The sequence below is a fragment of the Bacillus sp. CDB3 genome, from assembly GCF_002081505.1.
GTDB lineage: Bacteria > Bacillota > Bacilli > Bacillales > Bacillaceae_G > Bacillus_A > Bacillus_A cereus_AT.
On sequence record NZ_ALBR01000133.1, the window covers coordinates 1 to 19967 of the forward strand.

A 19967-nucleotide genomic window follows, 5' to 3' on the forward strand; every position below is an offset into this window, starting at 1 on the left:
ACAGCAAATGAGATAGCAAGGATCAGGCAAGAAATGGAGGAATTACGGAAATATGTCGATGAAAGTATAAAAAAACGAGATGAATTGTTGCTGCAAACATTACGAGAAGTATTAGAATCAAAACAAAAGAAAAAAAAGAAGTGGTGGCAATTCTGGAAGTAATTCCTTTATTGTTGAACTGTAGAAATCAGGTTTTTTAAACAAAGAGTCCTAGATGATAATTAATTATCATCTAGGACTCTTTGTTTTTGATTAGACACAAAAATTCATAGAACAAGAGTCTTTGTGTTTAAATCAGCTTCCAGAAATAACACATAAAAATTTGTAGAGAAAATAGTAAAAGGAACTGATTCTATAACTAGAAACGTAGAGTTTTCTTCTATATTAAAAGTGATCAAATTACAAAATAACTTTTAGTCATCATTAAGTAATCGAAAAGTAATTCGTTCTATTGTTTTTCTTATCTCTAAGAACACTTTATCACTAAATGCCATAGAAATAACCTATTAATTACAAATAAAAACCTTTATAAATATTTAAAAGTAATTAAAAAGTAATCATTTTGAGTTTTATTGATAACTTTATGATTGCACTTCTCGGAAAAACATGGTAAAATATCATTAAGGTATTAATAAATAATCTTTTTGTAATCAATTAGTTTTTATATAGTTTTTATATAGTTTTTGTAAAAGAATAAAAATGTTATTAAAAGGAGAGATAAATATGAGTATGGTATTTAACTTAAAAGCGGATATTGGAAATAGTAAAGTTAAGTTCAAAATTGAGGATAAGGTTGAAAAAGTTCCAAGCGTATACAAACGTTTGTTCAAACCTCTTACTCCAAGTGAAACTGATATCGAAAAATGTGTTGTGAATTTACTAGACGAATTAAATGTCCATATTACAAGTTCTTCAATTAAACGTAGTGGCCAATTTATTGTAGGAAAACGTGCTATGAATTTTGCTAAAGATACAACAACAATGGATATTGAAGAAGGTGGAAAACATGAAGATGATCTACCGATTATTCATTTAGTTAGTATCGTGGCTGCAAAGGCAATCCAGAAGGATTTTGGAGAAACTAGAAATTTACCCAAAACACTTGATGTAAAAGTGAATCTAACTACAGCTATCCCAGCTAGCGAATGGGAACCGGAACACGCTAGAGAGTTAGAGAAAAGATTTGTGGAAAAATCACATATTGCAATCGTAGATGTTGCCGAAGAAAAAGTGACAGTAACAGTTAATTTTGAAAAAGTAACAGTAACACGCGAAGGGATTCCGCCATTATATCGAATGATCCGTGCGCTTGCTGACGGCGATAATAAAATGTTTGATAGATATGTAGAGTTTTGTGAAAAAGAATTAAAGTATAGTGAAGATGAAATTCAAAATTTATTGACTGTAGAAGTATTCTCTAAAAAGAAAATTCTTCATGCTGATATCGGTGATGGAACAACGGAATACATCTATACCGATGGATTAAATCCAATTCCAGATTCTTGTACTGGTGAACGAAGAGGGATTGGGCATGCATTACTAGAGGCAATCGCATTATTACAAGGTAATAGACCAGGAGTTGGAGAACTTACTCGACAACAATTTGCTGAAATTTTATTGAAAACAGAGCATAAATTCCACAAAGAATCTAAAGGATTTTTCTATGAAACACGTTTTGTTCAAGCTGAAAATATTTTACGAGACATTCGCAATAAATACAGAAACAACACAGCTAGTGAAGCTGAAGTAATTGCAATCTATGGTGGTGGGTCAATCGCATTAGAGGATGATTTGAAAAAGGATTTAGTATCATTCTGTAAGAAAAATAAACTGGAATTGCTATGGATTCCAGCTGAATATGCTGTTGATATGAATATTGAAGGCTTAGATGTACTAGCAAATGAAGTGTTAGTTTAGGTAGGTGGTAAGGTATGAAAGCAAAAGGAAAACCAGAACAATATGGATGGAAACTAAAAAAAGTAAATGATCCGGATTTTTGGGAATGGTACGAAAACCAAGATAACATAGGTGACTCATTAGTGACTTTGGCACAATTTTTCATTAAGCAATATGGCACGTTAGATGTGAAAAGTTTTGAAGCACAACAAGCAATGCATAGAGATTTATTGATGAAAGATGAATTTTATCAAGAACTTCACCAAATGAAAGCTTTATTGCAAGGTAATACAGCTATGTCCGTTCCTAAAATGGCTTCTGAAAAGCCCCCTGTTCAAAATATGGAGTCTCCAAAAGATGATCCAGTAGAAACAGAGAGTGCAAATGAAAAAGAAACGAAACCAGAAGTGAAGCAAGAACCACCAAAAGGAAATTTATTTAGCGGTGTAAATAAAGAAAATTTGATTTGAAAAATCAAATAAAAACCTTCTTACTTATAGATTCGAAGTAAGAAGGTTTTTTATATTTACTTTACAATGGTATTTGAAAAATATGGATGCCAGATAATAGAGTCTTTTTTTATTGGCTCGGGCTGATTGCCCGAAGCCCAGGATAAATCAAAATATGTCCCATATCCTGATTTATCCGACATGTCCTGATTTATCCCCCAACTTCGTTAAGGGATAAATCGAACATGTCGGCTTCAGCCAATCAGCCCGAGCCGTCCCGGTGCACCTTGAGTATGAAATACATCACATTGTTTTGACTGGCAACAGCTGTTTCGGTCGTGTAGAGTTATGCATGTCAGCAGGGAAAAGCCCTAAAGACACAGAACGAGAGGGAAATACAATGGGTAAGAAGGACGGAAAGCCCGAGCCGAACGATGTCGGCAGCAACATGAAGATTAAGATCTCGAAGGAGACTGCAAAGAAGATCCAGGACAAGAAGAAGTAAGAAAAAAAACGAAAATGGGAGGGGGTTATCCCCTCCCATTTTTTTTGCGTTGTGTCGGATAAATCCTCGGGATTTATCCGACATGTCCTGATTTATCCCCCCAACTTCGTTGAGGGGATAAATCGAACATGTCTGGGTTCTTAGTTAATCTCCCTAACCCATAATCTATTTCTCTTTTAGTTTTATGAATTTATAAGATTAAAAATCCATTTAAACGCTTCAGAATGGATGGAGGCGCTTTTAAAAAGATGTGCCTTAAAGTGGATTGCAATAAAAATAAAAAACCCACCAGGCGACGACAGGAGGGTTTAAAGTTGTTTGAAATATAGTTTTATCTAAATTCCACCTAAAGTATCACCTTTAATTTAAGGAATGTGCATCACTTTGTATTTTTCCCATACTCGTGAGCTGCACTTAAAATACTTTTAATATTTTTGAGTCTTTGATGCAATAGCTCCAAGTGTTAAAAACATCAAAGTAAAAAAGACCACAAACTTGATGACTGCAAATGAAATTGTAATTGTAAACATCAATAGCTTTATAATTGCCCTAATAATAAACTTTAGAATGCCCATAGATATTCGCTCCTTTATAATTCCATATCATGACTTTTTCTTTTTGGTTTCTTCCCTTTTTTCTCTTCATTCTCCTCATTCTCCTCTTCTGTTTCTTTGTTGGTTGAATTTTTTACTTTGTCCAAATCTCCAACTGTTTGAACCGAACTCTTTGTGTCGTCTATATCTATCCGATCGGGTGTACCATCATTATCTAAATCCCGTTCTTTTGTTATTTCTTCATAATGAGTACGAATGATTGTATCTCTAGCTATTATTGTTTGTAATGTGCCAGCACCTAACTTGTTATCTATTTCTTTCAAATCCAATGATTCAATACTTGTCAAAAATGCCTCTTTATATTGGTCTTCAAACAAATCTTTAAAGGAGGTATATGTGATTGATTGAGTAGGAGTTGTTCTTTCTTTATCTTCCAAATTGAATGAGGAAAATTCTATATTTCCATCATCTTTTTCTTTGAAATCTTCAAGGAAACTTTTTTCAAATTCACATAATGTTCTATATGAAATTTCCTCTCTCTCTTTATCCATAATATTCATTCCTCTCTTTATGATATTTTAAAAAAACGATAGATAATAAAAATACCTATCGTTTTAAATATCTATCGACTAATTGATTGTTTCTTGTTCTTATCTTTCGATACTTCTTTTTCCTCATTCTTGATTTTGACATCAAGATTTTTAACGCCTTCCATTGAATATTCAACTTTCTTTTGTTTAGGGGTATCTTTTTCCTTTTCTTTAGCTTTTTCTTTTTCTTTTCCGTTTTCTTTTGCAATCTCTTTCTTCACATCTGTAAGAATACTTTGAAAATTATCGACATGAATTTTTCCGTTTTCTTTCTCAGTTGAATATGAGGCCGTAGTAACATTTTGGTTAACAACAGCAGACACTTTTTCGATTTGTTCAGGAGTGAAATTTTTTACCATCTCATTAAATTTATTTGACTCTTTATCTGAGCTTTCATCTGCAATTTGATTCTTTAATCCTTCAGACATAACTTTTGTATATTGGACCATTAATTTTTGTTCATCATTGCTCAATGAATTCAGCATATTTTTAACTTGATCTTTATCATCTTTAGCATTTGTTTTAACTTCAGTTTTTTCTTTAATAGATTCATTTTTAACTTTTTTCAATAAATCAGCAAACACATTAGCGTTAATTTTGCCATCTACAATAGCTCCTGGTTTAATGCCTGAAGCAATATTTTCAGAAACTAATTTTTCAATCTTTTCAATTTGCTCTGGTGAGAAGTCTTTTTTCATTTCTTTGTATTCATTCTCGCCAATCTTTCCAGCAACTAATCCGGCCTTTTGCTCTAAAAGGTTTTGTTCTTTTTCATCCAAATTAGAGGCTATTTCTTTCACTTTCTCCAAAGGTTTTTTTTGAATTTCTTCCGAAACAATTTCTTTAACTTTTTCCAAAGGTTTTTCAGGAAGAGCTTCCTTTTCTACGGTATTATCCTTAATAGATTCATTTTTAACTTCTTTCAATAAATCATCAAATATATTTTCAATCTTTTCGATTTGTTCGGGTGAAAAGTCTTTTTTCAGTTCATTATATTCACTTTCGCTAATTTCCCCAGCAACTAATCCAACTTTTTGGCCTAAAAGATTCTGCTCTTTTTCATCCAAATCAGCAACCTTTGTTCTCACTTTTTCCAAAGGTTTTTCAGGAAGAATTTCTTTTTCTGTTAGTTTATCTTCCTTGTTTACGTCTACATCTTGTTTGTGACGATTTTCAAAAAGTTTTTCAACACGGTTAACTTCTTGTGAGTATAAACCTCTTTTGACTTCATCAAGCTCTTCTAATTTCGCATAAAGAAGCTTTTCTTGCTTTGACAAACGATCATAATTCATATTATTTTCTTTTGGTTCTTTCTTTTCTGCTGTCGTAATTTCATCATAGATTGCTTTTACTTTTTCGGCTTGATCTGGTGTTAATTCTTGACGAACTTCTTTCAAATCTTTTTCTGCTGTCTTCACTTCTTCTTTTTCTAATACCGCACTTTTTCTTTCAACAATATTTTTTAATGCTTTTTCAATTACGTTTGCCTGCGCTGCTGAAAAGAAGAAAGAATAATCCTCTTTACCGTTTCTCACAACAGAAAAATCCACGCCTAATTTTTTCAACTCTTTTTGATAATCGTTTAACTGTTGCTTTGTTAAATTTTCATCTAAAGCAACTATGCCACCAGTTTTTTCATGCTTTTTCATAAGATCGCTAATTTTTTGTTTCCCAACTTTAGTTTTATCATCAAATATAAAATCTTTTGGTTCTTGTTCTTTACCTTCCAGCAATTTTGATAATGCCTCTAAAAGACGTAATAAAGTTTGTTCTGATATTTTTAAAGACTGTGCTACGACTTCCATTGCGACCTGTGTATGTTCATCTACAGCAACCATTTTCAGACCAACCCCTTTATAAATTATTTAACTAAATTATACCATATTTTGGCTGAAGATGATATAATTTTCAGAAAGAATTATTGAGGTTTTAGCAAAGGGCAAGCTACGGGTTTGCCCGGGCAAACCCCAAAAACGTTGTTTTTGACTTGGTAGGAGATTCCTACGACCTTTACAAATATATAGAAGCGATTTTTTATAAAATCCCTTCTATATTTGTTGTCGCTGCGCTCGATTTTTTGTGAAAGGAGAAATGAAATTGAGAGAAAATAGAAAAAAGGAAAGACTGGAAATTCAATTATTTAAAGACGATAAAGAATTTGTGAAAAATAAAGCAACGGAATTAGGTTATAAAACGGTATCAGCGTTTCTTATTGATAGTGCAAAAACACATTTCAAACTGGAAGTGGATATGAAAGTTTATAGAGATTTAACTAAAGAAATAAATTATATTGGTAAGAATATAAATAGCCTAATTAGAAGGATCAATACAGATGGGATTTACACGGATAATGATATTGATTTCCTTAGCATTAATCAGAAGAAAATCATAAAATTAATCAAAACAGAATATAACCGATTACTTGATTTGAAAACCAAGTTTAATAGTGATAGTTTGAGTAAAAAACAGAAAGAAAAATTAATACAATCGTTAACTGAAAATCAAATACAGATACCAAAAAAATTAGTATTAGAAGAAGTGTACGAAAAGATAAAAGAAGATTTTATTTATATCATAGAATGTATCGAAAACTCGCCTGAACAAGATAAAGAAGTAACAGAATACGTATGGCAATATTTATATGGGGATACGCTTTTTAAGTTAGATGATAACCAATTAATAAAATTGGCCGATTGCATTTTTATATTTGCACAGAAATTGAAATTTAAGTTATCCAAACTTGATAATGTTTTTTCAGACGATGATTGGTTTGAACTGAAAGATATACTAGATGAGTATGAAATTTATTAGGTAAGGACTGAATGAAATGTCTATTGTTAAAATACAAAAAGTTAATAACTTAAAAGATGTCATTAATTACAGTATGCAACCCCATAAAACAAACGAGGAATTAGTTACATCTTATGAGTGTGCTGTTGAAACAATAGAGGAGGACTTTAAAGGTGTTTTAATTGACTACAATGAAAAAAATGATTGTAATAAAAACGTGAGTGCAAGAATGATAATTCAATCATTTGATAGTGACGATAATTTAACGCCAGAGCAAGTTCATCAATACGGAGTAGAATTTGCTGATAATTATTTGAAGGGTAATCATCAATATACAGTCATTACACATACAGATACAGATAATTTACACAATCATATCATTTTCAATGATATTGATTTTAATAAGTTAAAAATGTTCGATTCAAAGCGTGTAAATACTTTGGATAGATTACGTGAAGAAAATGATAAAATCTCTGAAAAATATGGTTTGTCGATAATCGAAGAAGGAAGAAAGGGAAGGGGAAAATATTTAGCTTTTAACGAATATGTGGCTAGATCAAAGAAGAAATCCTTCAAAGGGAATTTAGAAGAAACAATTGATAAAAACATATCAAAATCAAATTCGTTTGATGAATTTTTAGGCTTAATGCAAAAAGAAGGATATGAGCATAAACAAGGGAAATATCTATCGTTTATTAATCCGAAGTCAGGGAAGTTTATGCGCACTAAAACGATGGGATTTAATTATCTTGAATCCTCTATTAAGTTTAGAATAGAAAACAAAGGTTATTCACCAATCAAAACAAGTATAATTAACAGACAATGGATAGACAAATCACAAGAGAAGTTTAAAAATAATAAGGGGCTCCAGAGGTGGGCTACCAAACAAAACATTAATTATTTAAATGAATTAAGCTCTAAGCTATATAAACAAAATGTCTCACTTACGGAACTTGATGAAATTGAAGCAAATAAGGAAGCGTTAATTGACAGCTTTGAAAAGCAACTTTTAGGTATTGATAATGAAATTTTCAGATTAAAGAAAATGAAAGGTTGTTTCCAAACTTATAAAAAGAGTCACCCTTTAATCGTGGCTTATAAAAAGGCTGAAAATAAAATGGCATTTAAGCAAGAGCATTATCATGAATTTAAGCAATATGATGTTGCCAAGCGTGATATGAACTATCTAAAAAAGAATTATGGTATAACTGATGAAGCTGAATTACATTATAAGTTGTCATTAATGACAAAAGAACGTAATTTGCTTTATGGAAGTTTAGGAAAAGAAAAAGAAGTGGAAGTAAATAGACAAGAGCAACAAATACAGCAGCAACAGCGTAAAAAAGAAAATGAAAGATAAAAAGTTATAGCGCCTCAAAAAAATGATGTTGTATAGTTCTTTATGAATAGAATAAAGAAATTCAAACGCTGGGAGGTGAAACGTTTTTGTCATACATATGGAATGAAATCTTAACGGCTCGTGAGGCAAGTATGAAGCTAGGTAAAAACCCTAAATATATATATTTTTTATGGATAAGGCATTCAAATATTTTATTGAAGGGTAGCGTGAAAATGATCGGTAGAGAACTATTGATTACAAGAGAAGGATATGAGTACTTGAAAATATTAGTAAAAAAGATGAGTGACCCTGCTATTATGTTTATTAATAGTAAGGTCTTTACGAAGCAATATAACGCTTCTGAAACTTCAAAAAGATTAACCGAATCGGTTAATCTTTTTTATTGTTCTAAAAAAGTTCTTAATGAATTACAGCTATAGCTTTATACGAATTGTGGGTTTTTGACCTTTAGATACTGCATGGGGAATTTTTTTATTTGGGGGAGATTTTGACTCAAATAGATGAATTAAATCTGTAATATTTGGGGCTTGCACAATACGTAACACATTAGTTTCTATGTTGTAACGTGTATCTGTTATAAACAAAATGATTGGAAATACCTTTTTATCTTTCTTTTGCCACTCGAACTCTTTCCAGGCTTCTGAATAATAAAACGTTTCATACCTACCGATTTTTTCTTTCATTACCTTCTCTGAATAGACATTTCTTTGTATTTCAATAAAAAATGGAGTTCTTTTAAAAATACAAAACAAGTCTGGTTCAATAGCCCCTTTTTCAGCGTACTTCGGTTCTACAAGTACATGAGTTGGTTCTTCATATTTTTTCATTTCAATAAAGGTATCTGCAATGGCTAAAAAATGTAATATTTTTTGGCTGTTTTCCTTTATTTTAGAATCCATTGGAGCATATACAAATGGCTGGAAACTTTTGAATGCTTTTATATACCTTCGGTCTTGTAGTCGCTTTAGAACTAAGTTACAAGTGCTAACAGGTTTTTTTAAATAAGAAAAGTGTAATCCTATAATTTGATCTCTACTTAACATACGAAAACGATATAAATCATTAATAATGTCTTTATCTCGCTTATTCATAATGTTTCTTCATCCCCCAACATTCCAAAAATGGATTCTTCCTCATCAAGTGAACTTCCTGGGTTATGACATTCTCCATCCTGTGTGTTTTTAAAATTCTTTAGAATTGACCTCGTTTTATCTTCAGATAAAAACGGAGCCTGTATGGTTTCTAATGTATCGAAATTAAGTATCATACGTCCCTTAGCTGTCTTAGGAATTTTTTCTGCACCAGGGCAATCCATGACCTTTGCATTTATGGCATTTTTACACCGGAAGCCCATAGTCACATTCAAATTGTTTTTTATTTTCCCATCAATTACTTTGGAATCTGGTCGCTGCATTGAAAGGATGAGTAGTAAACCATTTGTTCGGCCAATTGAACTAATTTCTTCTACAATATCCGTAATAGCTTTTTTATGCTGTAACAAAGGGTATTCATCGATGCACAAAACAATGTAAGGAAGTTTTTTAGGTAATTGGTCAATATGTGAATATCCGTGTTGATTAAGGATTTCACCTCTTCTTTCTAGTTCTTTTTTTAATTTCACTAGCACAGGATAAAGAGAATCTGCTGTATACGTAGTACTTTTTACGTGTTGTACTTTTTGAAAAAGATGAAATTCAGATTTCTTTAAATCGCATAGATAAAGATGCAATTGTTCAGGTGTTTTATGCTGAATAAGGGTTGCTAATATTGAGCGTATTTGTGTACTCTTTCCGCTTCCAGTTGTGCCAGCAATTAATAAGTGAGGGTGTTCCACCATGTCATAAATGGCGTATTGATTAAATTTATCTACACCGCATACAACAGGTAATTTCTCGTTTTGTATTGGAAAAGCATCATAATCATATAAGACATTTTGAATTTCATCGGGAAAAATACGTATTACAGTTTTTAAAGTTCCTACCTCCAATTCTGCACGATCACTTAGATATTGCTTAAATACATACTCCTTTTTTCTGATGTCTTCAGGATTCATTCCTTTTGGTATTGTGAAAACAATTTCTGCATGATTCATTAATTTTATATTGCGTATCTCTGGGTATATATGCACTTTTAAATCCGTGAATTTGTCCTTTTGCACTAAAAACAATTGTGCTGAATGAAAAGCTTTTCTAGTCCTAGCTCTCATTATTTGAATAAGTTCTTTTTCCTCTTTTTGTTCTTGGTATTGTTTCCATAAAGTTTTTAGACGAGCAAACATAATATACATCCCCCTTTTAAGATTGATGAGATGAATTAAAAAAAATTTAATTTTTGTGTATAAAAACTTTGGAAATTGGGCATTATGGGCTTCCCTCGGTCTCCCGCCCTCGTCGCCCATAAACAGTTTTATTTTTTCTTGATATTGCTAGGTGTGGACGTTTAAAACATAGGTAATGATACATAAGTAAGAACAGATGTAATTGCCTAATTAATTTTTTGAATGCTACGTGTAAATAACTTATGTAGGAGTTCTGTAGTTCGTGCCTATCCGACTTTTTTTAATGATAAATAATAAGGGATGAGGTGAGAAATATATGAATGGTGTTTTGGTTGTTATAGTGGCTGCATTATTCTTTTATGTATTAGCAAACATTCTTGAAAAAAGCTCTTATGATCCTGAAAGCGATATGAAAAGAAAACAGTGTGCAAATAACTTAGAACGAAAAGTTTATGACCATTTACGTTATATGGGCCTTTCTCCTACAGTACAAGAGAAGATTGGGAAATACAGATTAGACTTTGCTATATACGGGACAAACGGGAAGAAACTGTGTATTGAAGTGGATGGTTACACATTCCACAATACACCCGAGGCGAAAAGGAAAGATGTTATTCGGGATGCCTACTTGAATAAATTAGGATGGGAAGTTTTACGAATTAGTGATCGTCAACTGAAGAAAAATTTAAATATGTGTATGGGGAAAATCGAAGCAAGACTTTATGACATGGACCTACTTCCTGAAGGACACCCGAGCATGCAATTAAAGTTGCAAACTAAAAATGAGTAGAAATAATCTAGAAATTTTTTTATGAATTGTAAAATTTCACGTATCGTAATTGGAATGAAAACAGGGTATATTCTTGTAAAAAAAATAATATGTACACTTATTCGAATTGTATTTTTTCTGACAATAAAGTATATCTTGTTGTCATTTATATGAACTAATGGTATAATTTATTTAAACGTTTAGTTTAAATTAAATAAGAATGAAACATTAGAAATTTGTATTTATAACAAAAGGAAAGGGTGACTTTAATTGATTAATCCACTTGTTTTATGTCCAAACTTTTCTAATTCGAAAGATACTCCAAACAATTTTATTGTTCTTGGGAAACCAGGAAAAGGAACAAAAAATTCTATTGTTCTTGGGAAACCAGGAAAAGGAACAAAAGTTCATATTTTTACAGAAAGTAACTTTAAACCAGAGCTTGCACCGGAAAAGGCAAAAGTTAAACACATTGAAATTAAAGGAAACAATTTAGTTGTTATGTCCTATTAAAATCATATTAAAAATCCAGTCATTTTAAAAACGGCTGGATTTTTAATATTAAAGTATCGAAGTAATAAGGGAGTACGAATTCATGGGAAAAACAGGATATATCCGTGTAAATAGTAAAACCCAAAGTCTAGACGGACAAATAAAAAAGCTAAAAGATGTTTCTAAAATGTTTATTGATAATATGTGTGTTCAATCTACAGAACATCTACAACGTCCACAACACATACAACGCCCGCAATTAAACGCTATGCTGGACTTTATTTGTGAGGGAGACATTGTTGTTGTTACTGAACTAGATCAACTCAGTAGAAAGAAAAAAGAGCTAATAAAAATTATGAATGTTATTCAAAGCAAGGGGGCAACACTTGAGGTCCTTAATCTTCCTACGTTTAGTGGGAGAGAGAATGATAATTTAAGAGGACTGATTACAAACTTAATAATTGAGCTTTACAAATATCAAGATTATCAAGATGAAAATGAAAAGAAACAAATTAAAGAAAGACAAACGAAAGGAATTAGCATAGCAAAAAAACAAGGGAAATTTAAGGGTGGCAAGCCTAAATATGAATTTGATAGCCCCAAGCTACAGCAAGCTTTCAAATTATATTTAGAAGGCGAAACAGAGAATCATATAGAGAAAGTAACAGGCATTAACAGAAGAACATTTAGAAGATATAGAGAAAAATATAATGTCTATAGGCAAAAACAAAATTCTTAAAAAGAAAGTAGGAGTTAACACATGACTATTCATTTAAATGTAGATTTTGAGCCTTCAGAGAAAGTAGGCTTTAATGATAAAAATCATCTCGTTAATTTTTTGAATTATTTATTTAGAACAGACAAAAAACAAAAGTGGACTAATGAATTAACGGATAAAAATGTATTTCTAATGAAATCAAAAAATGAATTAGATGTAATGCGGTTCCCTAGTAGCATTGAGGATCGAATGCAGTTAAGAGATATGATGTACAAAGTGTTATCAGTATTTTTAGACCGTAATCGTTTAGAAATTTTGAAAAACGATATTATTTATTTGGATATACACGACGAAGATACAGGTGAAAATTGCGAACATCTATTGAATTCCGGACAGGTAGAACAATTATTTTCTCAATTAATCGAAACAGAAAAGAATGGTACGGAAAACATATTTTCTGTAGCACATTTAGACCAAAAAGACTCTGTATTTCATTTGCATACAGTTTTAATATCAGAAGAATAAGGAGTGTTAAAAATATGAGGACAGTCATTCTATGTGAAAAGCCACAGCAAATGAAAAGTTATTCTGAAGCTTTCCAAAGTGCAAAGCAAGATAAAATGCATATTACTATAACAGATAAAGAAATTTTTGGTGATAAAGAAGTTGTTATGATATCAGCAGTTGGACACCTTGTTGAATTATGCAGTCCAGATGAATATAAGGACGAGTGGAAAAATTGGAATATGGATCAATTACCAATGATTCCTGAAAAATTTAAAATGAAGGTATCTAAAGATAAGCAAGCGATGTTCAACAATGCAAAGCAATGGTTACAAAAGGCTGATGAGATAGTCATTGCAACGGACCCTGCGAGGGCTGGTGAGGCTATTGCAAAGAATATTATTATTATGTCTGGAGTCAATCATAAACCGCAAAAACGACTGTGGGTTGCAAGTATGACGAAAGAAGCTGTTCGAAAAGGATTTCAAAATTTGCGAGATGCTAAAGAAACGCACAACTATTATTTAGAGGAGAGAGCAAGGGCTGAAAGTGACTGGGTTATAGGACTAAATTCCTCTAGATTATTTAGTCTGCTATTTAGAGAGAAGGGCGTTAAGGAAATTTTTAGTGCGGGACGAGTACAGAGCGCCTTGTTGAATCTTATAAGACAACGAGAAAAAGAGTTAGAGAGTTTTAAAGTGCAGCCATTCTATGAAATACATGGTCATTTTCAAGCGAATGGAACAGAATACGTTGGAAAACTTCTACAAGACAATAACATCATGAAAATTCCCTCAAAAGAAGATGCAAAATCATGTTTGCAACAACTCTTACATCATTCATCCATTATTAAAGAAGTAAAAAATGAACAAAAATCTAAACAAGCACCTAAGCTACACAATTTATCTAGCCTACAGGCTAAATTGAATCGTAAACATAAAATGTCACCTAAGAAGGTACTTGAGACAGCACAAAGTTTATATGACAAGAGGATTTTAAGTTACCCTCGTTCAGAATACACACATATTCCAGCTGCAGAAGCGGAACAATTGCCAAACATCTTAGAAAAATTATCAAGCTTAAAAGAATATCAATCTCTAATTGAAAATAAAGAGCGAGATACAATTGTAGATCAAAAAGCATATGTAGATGATGCAAAATGTGGTGATCATTATGCAATTATCCCAACGAATCAAGTGCCAAAATTAGAATCACTTTCACAGGATGAGAAATGGCTTTATGATGAAGTGGTTCGAAGTGTCATTGCAACATTTTATAAACCGATGACTTATAATCAAACAGATCTTTTTACTGAAGTTAATAAAGGGATTTTTAAATCAACAGGAAAGCAAATTATACATTTAGGCTGGCAAGTTGTATTTGGAAAAGAAGAAAAAGAGGAAAAAACAGATGAAATAGACCAATCTCTTCCGATTGTTGAACAAGGGCAGCAAGTAGATACAAAGGAAATCAAGATATATGAAGGTAAAACACAGCCACCCAAATTATATACAGAAGGCCAACTTATTACATTGATGGCTAAACATAATATTGGGAGCGAAGCAACAAGATCCGGAATCATTGAAAGAATAAAGGCACTTTCTTACATTAAAATCGTAAAAAATACTGTGAATGTTACCAACAAAGGGAAAATGATGGTAGAAGCAATTAAAGATACCGCAATAGGCTCTCCTGATCTTACTGCAAAATGGGAAGAGTATCTAAAAGGTATTGGAGAAGGAAAGAAAGACGATAAAATTTTCGTTGAAACTTCAAAAAAATTAACAAAAAACTAATTGCTGATGCAAAGGAACAAGTAAACAAATGGAATATAGATGAGTTTATAGAGGAGAAAAAAACAGAACATCATCTAGGAAAGTGTCCATTGTGTAATAAACCTGTTTTAGATAAGAAAAAGATGTATGGCTGTACTGGATATGTAAAAGATCAACAAGATAGCTGTAAGTTTTCCCTCCCTAAAGAGTTCCTGGGGAAAAAAATAAGTGAGAGCAACGTTATTAAGCTGTTAGAAGGCAAGAGAACTACAATTATCAAAGGATTAAAAGGAAAATCAGGTAAAGAATTTGATGCATTTTTGAGATTAAGTGGTGGGAAATTAGAATTTGAATTTCCACAGTCCAAAAAACAAAATTCAAAAAAGTAGGTAGTAAATCAAAGTAAAGGAGAATAAATTATGACGATTTACGGAGAAGAAAAAAATATAAAATTAATAAAAAAGTATAGATTAGGCTATGATTATTTGTTTTTACCAAGTAAGTCATTTTCTTATAAAAGCGATTATCTTGGCTCGATGTCTATTAATGTATTATTTAAAGTTTTTGATGGTGAGGGAAATGAAAAATTATTTGAGTCGGAAGAATTAAACGACCAAAAGCTTTATTTTGAAAATGGAAACTCGTGTTATTTAACAAATTTAATTAGCTGTTCTTTTGATAGAGAAAATATATTAAATTTTGAACCCAATATTCTATGGATAAAACAATGTGATTATCAAATAGAATGGGAAATAGACTTTTATACAAAGGATTTGGATGAAGGTATCTTGGAACCTAAGAATATTTCAGAAGCAGAGTTCATGGACATTATGAAAAGTAACATAGATTTATTTGATAATATCGATAACTATCCAACACAAAATACCTCTTATTTTACACAAGAGTGTACGATTTAAATGTAGCTTTATAAAAAAGATTGATTAAAACAATATAAAGGGTGGCTTAAAATGCATAACAAAGACTTAACTTATATACATGAATTTTCTGGTGATTTTTGGGTAAATAACAGAAATTATCAAATAGAAGTTCCAATGCCTACAAAATACAAAACTGCTGAAGAAGCTAAATGTGACAAAAGTTCGTTGAGATTTGAAAAACGAGATGGACATATTGTACTTGTAATATACTCAAAATGGGAGCAAGGAATGATTAAGGGTGAGTGGTATGAACACGTAGCAGGAACAATCTTAGACATTATAAAGTGGGAAGATTGGTATAGATATAAAATGAGTATGGCAAAAGAAGAAGGTACTGATAATATATATGACGCTAATAGTTGTTATGTACCAAGTGCAACTAATTGGGACGAATTATTTAATGTCGAAAGTCTAGAAGATTGTTGGATTTGTACTGTAGAAAGTTTAGCTTATAGTGTATACGGAGTTGTTTGATTAATGTAGCTTTATAAAAAAGATTGATTAAAACCGATTATGTAATTGATTGCAGTAGACATTTTTTATAATAAAGTTTGAACAAAATATATTATAAACATTGATAAATCAATATTCACTATGAAATTAACATCTTATTTTGTTCAATCTTTTTTCAAAACGGTACAACTTTATTATAAACAATCAGACTTTATTTCAAAGCAACATAAATAGGCATATGCAATCCGCTTTTCCTTGATCCCTAGCGAACTTTCGTAACGCTGGGGATCAGTTGTCTTTATCTCTTTCAGAATAAACCAGACAACCCAAAACAGGGTTGTAGTGTACGTCTTCCTTCCCTTGTTCTCCTAATTATAATTTTCGTTCATAAGAGTAATCAATGGTCTTCAAAAAGCAAAAGGCTTCTAAATAAAGCTAAGTAGGTTAAGGTGCTGTAAGCTCGTTAACTGCACTCGCAACACCACCTAAATCATTGAGCTTTATAAGAATCCCTACCTTTTTTTGATACGTTGTACGCTTCACGCTGTTCAGCGCCATGACAACTCTTTTCACCAAAATTGCTTTCATTCCGAACAATGAAAGGGGAGAAATTAAAATGAAAATGATAGCAAATCTTGAATATAATTTAACTACATATTGGCCGATGGATAGAGATGAAGAGGTTGAAGTATATGGCATCTCGAATTTTAGAGGGACAGAAAAAGAAATGATCCAGCTACTAAATCAACATGTTGGTGAGAAACCATTTGTAAATCAAGTCTGGAATCTAACAGAAATGAGAGCTTGTTACAAAGTGGGTTTTCGTCCATACGGGGAACAGATGACATATCAGCAAGCTGCAAAATTTATGGAGGAAAAAGGCTCAATTTGTATGACAATTAATATTTAAATAAAAGAGGTAGTTTGTAAATAGCAAGCTACCTCTTTTATATCCTTACCATAAAAATTCAACATCAAAAACATGACCATTCGGATTAAAATTGCACGACATCAATGTCGCACTAAGCAAGCATTTTATTAAAATAAAATGAAAAAACAAACTTTATTTAAATAAAGTTTGTTTAAGAATGATTTGCACATTGAGCTTTAACATACTCGTATTGAACTAAATCTAGCCATTTCATAAAATCAGGTACTAAAGGATCATCGTTATACAAGTTAGAATACCAAGAACTTGTTTCTGCTCTACCACAGAACAGTGTGTAGTTGTTTTTTTTAGTAAAACTGCTATGGTAGCATACACCATCATAACCTTTTAATCTAATATACTCCGATAAAATTTGAGTTGGTATATATTCAATTGGAGCAACTTTTTCATCAACAGGATTTGAAATTTCAGCACAAAATAATGATAGAAAATCCCTTGCCCAAACCATATTGTGATCATAATCATCAGAAAATATAGAAGAAGATGTCACGTTTGGAACCTTACTTAAATTAATAAGTTTCATACTACGTTTAGTTTGGAATTGTCCAAATACCACATTGTCTGCTTCAACAGCTCTAATTTCTTTTATACAAGTCCCCTTATCTTCTGCCCCGTAGAAGTATGAGATTCCATCTGGATTCATTCGAAATGATTTGGCAGCGTTAGCTGGTGGAGGTCCACACTCTGAAGAACGCTCTTTAATATCCTCGAACGGTCCATTTGAATTACAACGCGCCCTCCAAATTAAAGAACCTGCCTCTAGGTCTACTTCCATAAGCGCAAAGAAATTATCATATATTGATAGCATACTTTCTCTGGAATTATTTCCATTCAAGTCAAAAAAGCGATTTCCGTGTTTAACGACTTCTTTGAACCATTCCCAATTTAAAGCAAAATCACTATTATATAGGCCATAAAAACTATCTTTAAGAACAATCTGTGCTTCCCCATTTTCCCACACATCAATATCCCCTTGAGCAATATCTCGATTTGATGGTCCACTGGATTCAAACATATCTTTCATAAGCTCTTCACACTTATCGTTGACGTCTATTTCTTCTGAAAAAATACACTCTGAATAGCGTAAAACCTCATTAATTGTTTCCGCTGAATCTTCGTGTAGATGGTACGGGATACCATCTGTTGTTGCATTTACATATGCCTTTGAAAGGGACTCACGAATAAACTCTCCCATTCTAGCTATATCAATGACAGGTACATCGCAACTCATACAGTAATTACAATCGTCATGCTCCCCTTCGTTTTCTATATACTCCATTATATATTTATTATTAAAACAGTTAGTACAACAAAACATATAATCACCTTTTCATTCTTTATTTTAATTGGATTCATACCAATATTTTATGTGTAAATAAAGCCGATTCATAGAAAGTGGTAACAGACTAAAAGTATTTTATATTTATAAGTTTTATTTTTTATGTTAATAAAAATTTTTCTTTAGATAAGCATATCTAAAGGGATAAAACGGTGCAACTTTTTTATAAACAGTTAATCTTTTTTCAAAGCGGTTAAACTTTTTTATAAACGGTTAATTTTTATTCCAAATCAACACTTAAAAATCATTTGAGCTCATGAACAGCCTGTAAGCCAGCACAAAACGCTGACTAACAGGCTGATAACACCGCTCCCCACCTACTCCACCCGCTAACCCGCTCTTGTAAGCTAGGAAGGAAATGCAAGGAGGAAACAATAGCTGGGTTCCAGGCTGTCGCTTAACGGCGTGGCCGGAGCGTTTTTCTAAGATCAGTTCGAAGAAGAAAAGACTTGAAAGTCATTCAAGAAGTAATGAAAAGAAAGCCCGCTTCACAACAATTCCACTTCATGGCCTGGCTGCCAAACGAGGCTATCATGGGGAAACGCTCGGCAATTCGCTAAACCCATGCGAATTGTTCCACTACGCTTACGCTCCGTTTCGGTCAACGCTGGGTAGTATTTTTTGAGAACCCCACTCAAAAAATCTCCACCCGCTAAAAACGCCCCCTTTGCGCACTCTCCCCATGATTCGTTGCCAGTGCGCCAGGACCCCTCCGTTCCAGTGTTGCTACGCTCAGTTGAAATCCCTAGATTGCAAGTTTTGTCGAAAGTTGTCTATCAAAACATACCAAAAATATCATAAAATACTATAAATTATATGATATTTTTGGTATAATTAAGTTAAGGAAAGGGGGAAGGAAAAGCCAATAAAAAGAGCAAATTCTATAGGCTCATATAACCGATTTAATAATAAATTGAGGAGTGGAGAAAATGAAATCTGCTAATACAAAATATGTGAAAACAAGAGTTGAGTTTCGTATTAAAGAAAATGGCGTTAATTGGGAGGATACACCAGTAATTGCAAGCCTCGAATTAGATGTACCAGAAAATGATGTTATAAATGCGGTGCAACTTGTAGCGGAGCAAATGGCGGTAACGAACGGAAAGCAAGTCAGATGGAACTTTTTTGAACGATTACAAGGTTACTACACTCGAACTCAATAATCACAAAAGGAAGGGGAGTAAATCCCCTTCTAATCAAAAATCTAAAACTAGGGGGAACTACATATGGAAACAGTATATGAGGTTCTAAGAATTAAACAAGTTGGACGTAAAAAGAAATGGAAATTTGATTTTGACCCGGAAATTAAACTTAATGCTCCTGAAAAGGTTGCAGAAATCGCACAGTATTATATTGGAGATGAGGATAGAGAAGTATTTTTTGTAATATGCTTAGATACAAAAAATAAAATTAATGCAATACATCGGGCGCATGTTGGCTCAATAAATGCTACGGTGGTACATCCCAGGGAAATTTTCAAATGTTGTTTGTTAAATAATGCATTTTCTGTATTATTTTTCCATAACCATCCGAGCGGGGACCCTACTGCAAGCCCTGAAGACATTGAAGTCACAAAACGTTTAAAGGAATGTGGTTTGATACTAGGAG

General features: G+C 32.3%; 22 protein-coding genes and 1 pseudogene. 17 read left to right on the top strand and 6 right to left on the bottom strand.

The window, feature by feature from the left end; genetic code table 11:
* The 3 genes and pseudogenes from CDB3_RS33280 to CDB3_RS30915 form a co-directional block, all read left to right on the top strand.
* Positions 1 to 162, top strand: a pseudogene (locus tag CDB3_RS33280) (MerR family transcriptional regulator); the annotation flags it as partial.
* A 561-nt stretch (positions 163 to 723) separates the two neighbouring features.
* Entirely contained in the window at positions 724 to 1917 is a 1194-nt protein-coding gene (locus tag CDB3_RS30910) for a ParM/StbA family protein (protein ID WP_128857122.1), read from the top strand.
* A 14-nt stretch (positions 1918 to 1931) separates the two neighbouring features.
* Positions 1932 to 2366 (top strand): hypothetical protein, encoded by a 435-nt coding sequence (locus CDB3_RS30915; RefSeq protein WP_128857123.1) that lies wholly within the window; start codon positions 1932 to 1934, stop codon positions 2364 to 2366.
* Positions 2367 to 3439: 1073 nt separating this feature from the next.
* On the opposite strand, the gene CDB3_RS30920 is transcribed toward CDB3_RS30915, so the two are convergent.
* Both CDB3_RS30920 and CDB3_RS30925 read right to left on the bottom strand, forming a co-directional pair.
* Positions 3440 to 3955 (bottom strand): hypothetical protein, encoded by a 516-nt coding sequence (locus CDB3_RS30920; protein WP_128857124.1) that lies wholly within the window; start codon positions 3953 to 3955, stop codon positions 3440 to 3442.
* A 71-nt stretch (positions 3956 to 4026) separates the two neighbouring features.
* On the bottom strand, positions 4027 to 5832 hold the full coding sequence (locus CDB3_RS30925) for a hypothetical protein (protein WP_128857125.1): 1806 nt from the start codon (positions 5830 to 5832) through the stop codon (positions 4027 to 4029).
* A gap of 253 nt (positions 5833 to 6085) precedes the next feature.
* Between CDB3_RS30925 and CDB3_RS30930 the strand changes: the two genes are divergently transcribed.
* The 3 genes from CDB3_RS30930 (at position 6086) to CDB3_RS30940 (ending at position 8563) form a co-directional block, all read left to right on the top strand.
* Positions 6086 to 6805, top strand: a complete 720-nt coding sequence (locus tag CDB3_RS30930) for a hypothetical protein (RefSeq protein ID WP_128857126.1) — start codon at positions 6086 to 6088, stop codon at positions 6803 to 6805.
* 16 nt (positions 6806 to 6821) lie between these two features.
* Positions 6822 to 8144, top strand: a complete 1323-nt coding sequence (locus CDB3_RS30935; protein WP_128857127.1) for a relaxase/mobilization nuclease domain-containing protein — start codon at positions 6822 to 6824, stop codon at positions 8142 to 8144.
* 86 nt (positions 8145 to 8230) lie between these two features.
* Positions 8231 to 8563 carry a hypothetical protein gene (locus CDB3_RS30940; RefSeq protein ID WP_128857128.1) on the top strand — a complete coding sequence of 111 codons (333 nt, stop codon included), beginning with the start codon at positions 8231 to 8233 and terminating at the stop codon, positions 8561 to 8563.
* Here CDB3_RS30940 and CDB3_RS30945 read toward each other — a convergent pair.
* Both CDB3_RS30945 and CDB3_RS30950 read right to left on the bottom strand, forming a co-directional pair.
* Positions 8558 to 9235 (bottom strand): replication-relaxation family protein, encoded by a 678-nt coding sequence (locus tag CDB3_RS30945; RefSeq protein WP_128857129.1) that lies wholly within the window; start codon positions 9233 to 9235, stop codon positions 8558 to 8560. The two genes, CDB3_RS30940 and CDB3_RS30945, sit on opposite strands and share 6 nt — an antisense overlap.
* Entirely contained in the window at positions 9232 to 10422 is a 1191-nt protein-coding gene (locus CDB3_RS30950) for an FtsK/SpoIIIE domain-containing protein (protein WP_128857130.1), read from the bottom strand. The genes CDB3_RS30945 and CDB3_RS30950 overlap by 4 nt, the downstream gene beginning before the upstream one ends.
* Positions 10423 to 10738: 316 nt before the next feature.
* On the opposite strand from CDB3_RS30950, the gene CDB3_RS30955 reads away from it, so the two are divergent.
* The 8 genes from CDB3_RS30955 (at position 10739) to CDB3_RS30990 (ending at position 16092) form a co-directional block, all read left to right on the top strand.
* A complete protein-coding gene (locus tag CDB3_RS30955) occupies positions 10739 to 11212 on the top strand; it encodes an endonuclease domain-containing protein (protein ID WP_128857131.1) in 474 nt (157 codons plus the stop codon).
* A gap of 249 nt (positions 11213 to 11461) precedes the next feature.
* Positions 11462 to 11704 (top strand): hypothetical protein, encoded by a 243-nt coding sequence (locus tag CDB3_RS30960; RefSeq protein ID WP_256869995.1) that lies wholly within the window; start codon positions 11462 to 11464, stop codon positions 11702 to 11704.
* An 82-nt stretch (positions 11705 to 11786) separates the two neighbouring features.
* Complete coding sequence (locus tag CDB3_RS30965) at positions 11787 to 12422, top strand: recombinase family protein (protein ID WP_128857132.1); 636 nt, start codon at positions 11787 to 11789, stop codon at positions 12420 to 12422.
* A gap of 21 nt (positions 12423 to 12443) precedes the next feature.
* The gene (locus CDB3_RS30970) at positions 12444 to 12926 is read left to right on the top strand and encodes a hypothetical protein (RefSeq protein WP_128857133.1); all 483 of its coding nucleotides are present in this window, start codon (positions 12444 to 12446) and stop codon (positions 12924 to 12926) included.
* A gap of 14 nt (positions 12927 to 12940) precedes the next feature.
* Positions 12941 to 14701, top strand: coding sequence for a DNA topoisomerase (locus CDB3_RS30975; RefSeq protein ID WP_128857134.1), 1761 nt, complete (start codon positions 12941 to 12943; stop codon positions 14699 to 14701).
* A gap of 89 nt (positions 14702 to 14790) precedes the next feature.
* Complete coding sequence (locus tag CDB3_RS30980; RefSeq protein ID WP_128857135.1) at positions 14791 to 15069, top strand: topoisomerase C-terminal repeat-containing protein; 279 nt, start codon at positions 14791 to 14793, stop codon at positions 15067 to 15069.
* A gap of 30 nt (positions 15070 to 15099) precedes the next feature.
* Positions 15100 to 15597 carry a hypothetical protein gene (locus CDB3_RS30985; RefSeq protein WP_128857136.1) on the top strand — a complete coding sequence of 166 codons (498 nt, stop codon included), beginning with the start codon at positions 15100 to 15102 and terminating at the stop codon, positions 15595 to 15597.
* A 51-nt stretch (positions 15598 to 15648) separates the two neighbouring features.
* Positions 15649 to 16092: a hypothetical protein gene (locus tag CDB3_RS30990; protein ID WP_128857137.1), complete on the top strand. Its 444-nt coding sequence runs from the start codon at positions 15649 to 15651 to the stop codon at positions 16090 to 16092.
* Positions 16093 to 16515: 423 nt separating this feature from the next.
* Here the strand turns inward: CDB3_RS30990 and CDB3_RS32850 are convergent, their stop codons facing one another.
* Entirely contained in the window at positions 16516 to 16644 is a 129-nt protein-coding gene (locus CDB3_RS32850; RefSeq protein ID WP_256869996.1) for a hypothetical protein, read from the bottom strand.
* Positions 16645 to 16687: 43 nt separating this feature from the next.
* Between CDB3_RS32850 and CDB3_RS30995 the strand changes: the two genes are divergently transcribed.
* Positions 16688 to 16981 carry a hypothetical protein gene (locus tag CDB3_RS30995; protein ID WP_256869997.1) on the top strand — a complete coding sequence of 98 codons (294 nt, stop codon included), beginning with the start codon at positions 16688 to 16690 and terminating at the stop codon, positions 16979 to 16981.
* 172 nt (positions 16982 to 17153) lie between these two features.
* Here the strand turns inward: CDB3_RS30995 and CDB3_RS31000 are convergent, their stop codons facing one another.
* The gene (locus tag CDB3_RS31000) at positions 17154 to 18338 is read right to left on the bottom strand and encodes an RES family NAD+ phosphorylase (RefSeq protein ID WP_128857138.1); all 1185 of its coding nucleotides are present in this window, start codon (positions 18336 to 18338) and stop codon (positions 17154 to 17156) included.
* Between the two features lie 950 nt (positions 18339 to 19288).
* Here CDB3_RS31000 and CDB3_RS31005 point away from each other — a divergent pair.
* A complete protein-coding gene (locus tag CDB3_RS31005) occupies positions 19289 to 19522 on the top strand; it encodes a hypothetical protein (protein ID WP_128857139.1) in 234 nt (77 codons plus the stop codon).
* A 63-nt stretch (positions 19523 to 19585) separates the two neighbouring features.
* A partial coding sequence (locus CDB3_RS31010; RefSeq protein ID WP_128857140.1) for a JAB domain-containing protein occupies positions 19586 to 19967 on the top strand: 382 nt, incomplete at its 3' end.